Genomic DNA, 2546 nt, shown 5'->3' on the forward strand with positions numbered 1-2546 from the left:
ATAAAGGCCTTACCCATATAAAAACAAGTCAAAAATAGGTAATTTAATTGCTTAAACAGGTGTTTTTATGGATTTTTTGACCTTTATGGGACAGGTGTAAATCACCAAAGATAATGGTATTAGAAAATTTCACAAATTCTAATAATGGGCTATTTTTTGAGTTAAATAATGATTCTGAACGAGTCATCAGATAATTTTTTTGTTAGATACTTTTAATCAAAGACTTTTACCATCAAATATTTCTACTTTAATTGCATTTGTATCAACATCATCAAGACAGCCTAGATTTATACGGTAATGCCCTGGCTTTCTCATAGTTTTGTGAAATGGGTATATGCCACATGAATTACAAAAATAATGTTTCGCTATATTGGTGTCGAATTGGTATAAGCTTAACTTGCCATCTTCTGACTCAATATTTATTTCATTAGGTGCAAGCGTAAATGCTGACATTAGCGCACCTTTTCTGCGACAGATTGAACAATTACACCTTAAACCGCTTTCAATCGCTCCGTAATCAAATGAAAAAGTTATCGCCTTACAATGACAAGATCCTTTATATGTTTTCATACCTATCCTTTATAACTTATTGCACTCTTGCTCTAATTATTAGCAATTGGAATCGAGCAATAAATTAGAGTTATTCTTTAGTTAGCGTATATTTTAAAATTTCAATCACCTGTTCTGGTGTGGTGGCCCACGCCATGGCTGACCCGTCAACCTCTTTAAGTGGGTGGATGATGTCTTCATTATGAAGTGTTATGTACGGCGTACCCAGCGCGGCGCAATAGCCCGCATCAAATGCTGCGTTCCATTGCTTGTACTTATCTCCAAAACGCACCACGGCCACATCACAATTTTCAATCAATGTTTTGGTGCGAATAGCATTAACCTTGGCCGATTTATGGTCACGCCAAAAGCCTACACTTTCTTCACCAAGAACATCGCCTGCAGCATCACTAGCTTCATGATCTGTCACTGCAGAAGTAAAAGTAATTGCCAAGCTGTGTGCTTCGCACCCCTCTTTTAATCGCTGTCGCCAGTCCGTGTGTATTTCGCCAGAAAGATATACCGTTAAACTCATGATTGCCTCTGTTATTTATTAATAATAAGAGAATTTTAATCAAAAAAAATTAACAACATGGCTTGTTTATTAATTCGATTGGAAAAATGCAATTTTTCTGAAATTTAAGGTTAAATACAATGATGGAGTATCAGCTTATTCGTTCAAAACGTAAAACACTAAGTTTGCAGGTTAATAATCAAGCAGAATTGATTGTTAGAGCGCCAAATCAGCTGTCAATTGAGAAAATAGAACAATTTTTGGTAGAAAAATCTAGCTGGATTGATAAAAAACTAACCACTGCAACAAAAAAAATACCGAAAAAACCACATTATCAAAATAATGAAAATTTTCTATATTTAGGAAATAATTACCCTCTTATTATTAATTCAGAATTTTCAGCCGAACTCAATTTTGATGGTGTTAAGTTTAAAAGTAAACAGGCCAATCAGGCGCAATTTTTAACTTGGTATAAAAATGCTTTTAGAGAAATCGCCCTACCAAGGTTAGCTTATTATGCCAAGACACATAAACTTAACTACCAACAAGTCAGGCTTAAATCACAAAAAACCCTATGGGGCTCTTGTAGTGGCGTAAATAATATCAACCTTAACTATTTACTAATTCAGGCGCCAATATCAGTTATTGACTACGTGATTGTGCATGAACTGGCGCATATTAAGCATAAGAACCATTCAAAAGATTTTTGGGGTTTTGTGGCGCAGATGCTACCAAACTATAAAGCCAGCAAACGCTGGCTTCAAGATAACGGCCATCAGTTAAAAAACTTATAGCCTATAACAACGACGCTTTGCTACTTGTCGTTAAACTTGGCAGTTGCTTCTTCCATGGCAGCTTTTAGTGTGTCCATTTGTGCCATTTCAACAATAATATCACCACCACCAACTAATTCAGAATTGAAGTAGATTTGTGGAAAAGTTGGCCAGTCTTGGAATGCGGGTAAGTTTTGCATGACTTCTTGATCTTCAAAAATATTCACATAAGCAAATTCTACACCCGTAGAAGCTAGCGTTTGCGCAGCCGTTGCTGAAAAACCACACTGTGGGAATTGAGGCGTGCCTTTCATATAAAGTACGATTGGGGCACTATCTACTTGCGCTTGAATTCTTTGCATTACATCCATGGTTTACTCCTGATCAATAATAATTACCGAGTATTTTACTCGTATATTAGACTTTTATTGTTTAATTGCTTGGGCAATGGTGTATTTTTGCCCTTGTTTAAGTTTTTTATAATTACCAAAAACCGATTTAAAATTGTCTTTAATAAAGTGACGTAAGCCATTAATGGTCACAAAAGTGATTTTTCCGCCTGGCTTGAGTGCATCGTAGGCGTCATACAAAATAATGCTTAACTGCTCTCTACCAACCTTAGCAGGCACGTTTGACAATACTTGATCAAAATAATTTTGCTTGCCAACTGCTGAAAAAGCATCCGAAAGATAAGCCTCAGCATTATTAAT

5 protein-coding genes are annotated in these 2546 nt (G+C 35.9%); 1 reads left to right on the forward strand and 4 read right to left on the reverse strand.

All coding sequences use genetic code 11. The features are described from left to right. Positions 1-216 precede the first annotated feature (216 nt). Together PSN35_RS06980 and PSN35_RS06985 are read right to left on the reverse strand one after the other, a co-directional pair. On the reverse strand, positions 217-570 hold the full coding sequence (locus PSN35_RS06980) for a GFA family protein (RefSeq protein WP_300031372.1): 354 nt from the start codon (positions 568-570) through the stop codon (positions 217-219). Positions 571-640: 70 nt separating this feature from the next. Beyond that, a complete protein-coding gene (locus PSN35_RS06985) occupies positions 641-1084 on the reverse strand; it encodes a YtoQ family protein (protein WP_300031375.1) in 444 nt (147 codons plus the stop codon). Between the two features lie 119 nt (positions 1085-1203). Here PSN35_RS06985 and PSN35_RS06990 point away from each other — a divergent pair, with 119 nt between their 5' ends. Continuing rightward, on the forward strand, positions 1204-1857 hold the full coding sequence (locus PSN35_RS06990) for a M48 family metallopeptidase (RefSeq protein WP_300031378.1): 654 nt from the start codon (positions 1204-1206) through the stop codon (positions 1855-1857). A 20-nt stretch (positions 1858-1877) separates the two neighbouring features. Here the strand turns inward: PSN35_RS06990 and grxD are convergent, their stop codons facing one another. Both grxD and PSN35_RS07000 read right to left on the reverse strand, forming a co-directional pair. Then, the gene (gene grxD, locus PSN35_RS06995) at positions 1878-2207 is read right to left on the reverse strand and encodes a Grx4 family monothiol glutaredoxin (protein ID WP_300031381.1); all 330 of its coding nucleotides are present in this window, start codon (positions 2205-2207) and stop codon (positions 1878-1880) included. A gap of 54 nt (positions 2208-2261) precedes the next feature. Beyond that, positions 2262-2546, reverse strand: a 285-nt coding sequence (locus PSN35_RS07000; RefSeq protein WP_300031384.1) for a methyltransferase, incomplete at its 5' end; no start/stop codon positions are given.

Source organism: Candidatus Thioglobus sp. (genome assembly GCF_028599055.1).
Taxonomy (GTDB): Bacteria; Pseudomonadota; Gammaproteobacteria; order PS1; family Pseudothioglobaceae; genus Thioglobus_A.